At 26.6% G+C, this 1,568-nt stretch carries 1 protein-coding gene and 1 pseudogene; both read right to left on the bottom strand.

From position 1 onward, the window contains the following. A pseudogene (locus AYC60_RS00330) lies at positions 1–332 on the bottom strand (hypothetical protein); the annotation flags it as partial. A gap of 9 nt (positions 333–341) precedes the next feature. Next, positions 342–1,568 (bottom strand): hypothetical protein (locus tag AYC60_RS08780; protein WP_197416907.1); only part of this gene is annotated, 1,227 nt, incomplete at its 5' end.

Below are 1,568 nucleotides of genomic sequence, written 5' to 3' on the forward strand. Positions count from 1 at the left end.
TAAAAATTTAATAGTTCTCTATTATTAGACATAATACTTTCACAAAATTCTATAAATCCACTACTACCAATTATACATCTTGAACCACTACCCATTATACATAATTTCCCATATATATACATGTCTTGTTTAAATTTTTCAAGTTCTTTTTCAAAAAGTAAATTTTTTGAAGCTCTAAAGATATATATATTCCCAATAAAATCCATAATTGATAAGGACCTTCTTTTTTTTATTATACGTTCTAATCTTTCTTTTTCGTTTTCTATAGCTGAACTCAAGTTATCTATTACTAAATTAGTTCTTTCTTCTTTAATTTTTTTAGTTACTAACATTTTACACCTCTATTTAATTTTATTCTCTACCTTTAAAGGAACAAATATTATTTCACCATTCTTTTTATTTATTCCAATTACAGCTGTTCTAATATTATCGATATTATTCTCCAAAAGTTCTTTTTCTTTTTTAGGCAATTTATTAGCAACAGATTTTATCCAATTTTCAGATAATTGTCTAGTTTTATCTATACCTTTTTCTAGAAGTGTCATAGACCCTGATTCATAATTCTTTAAATTTGATATTTGCTTACTATCTATTACCCAAAGTTCCTTAGTCTTTTTATTATATACTAAATGATCTATTCCATTATTACTTCCATATTTACCATCAAGCACTTCTAAATCTGGAGTACTCTTGAATATATCATTTATTATTTTTTCTGTTTTCTTACCAGTTGAATCTCCATTTCTTATTATATCATCTATTTGTGTACCAATTTTTTTTGTATCATAAGATACCTTATATCCTTTTTCTGTCACAACTGAACCTTTAATTCTATTTTTAGGTATAATAACATCATCCGATTTTGTAACAGATAATATATCTCCTATGTTTGATGGTTTGGTTCTATCTATAACTTTTATTGATTTTTCAGTTTTTGATATCGAGTTTAAAGTATCATCACTTTTTGACACTATCTTTAAACCATCATCTAACTTATCTAATGTTTTTATCGCATCATCAGTTTTTGATAAACTCTTTACAACATTTTTTGTAAGTTTTGCTGTTTGAACTACTCCTATAACAGTTGACGTTCCTTTGACAAAATAGTAAGATTTATCTCCAACTATTTTATTTAATGTTGTCTTACAGTCATCACCTTCACAGCCTCTTATTATCCTATCTATCTCATCTACACTATCTAATATAGTAATAGCTCCAACAGGTATGCTTATTCCACCAGTACCTACCATTACAGCTACGTCTCCTACAATTGAAACTGTATGTAATGTTACTAGACCCACTTTTTTTAATAATTGAAATTCTTCTGTTTTTGTATAGACTTCTAGTTTTTTACTATTTCTTTCATTTATTATCTCTAAATAATGATTGGATAGCATAGATGAATTGATTAGCTTATCACTAACAACTTTAGCATCTCTAGGAATATCTAAAAGATTATCTTTTTCTAAGTTAGTTATCTCTTCACTACCATTTAATACATATTCTGAATATATATTACCTGCTGTTGCTCCAAGTAACTTGCCATCTTTTTTTATTCTTCCCTCTGT

Origin of the sequence: Streptobacillus felis (assembly GCF_001559775.1) — a bacterium.
Lineage (GTDB): Bacteria > Fusobacteriota > Fusobacteriia > Fusobacteriales > Leptotrichiaceae > Streptobacillus > Streptobacillus felis.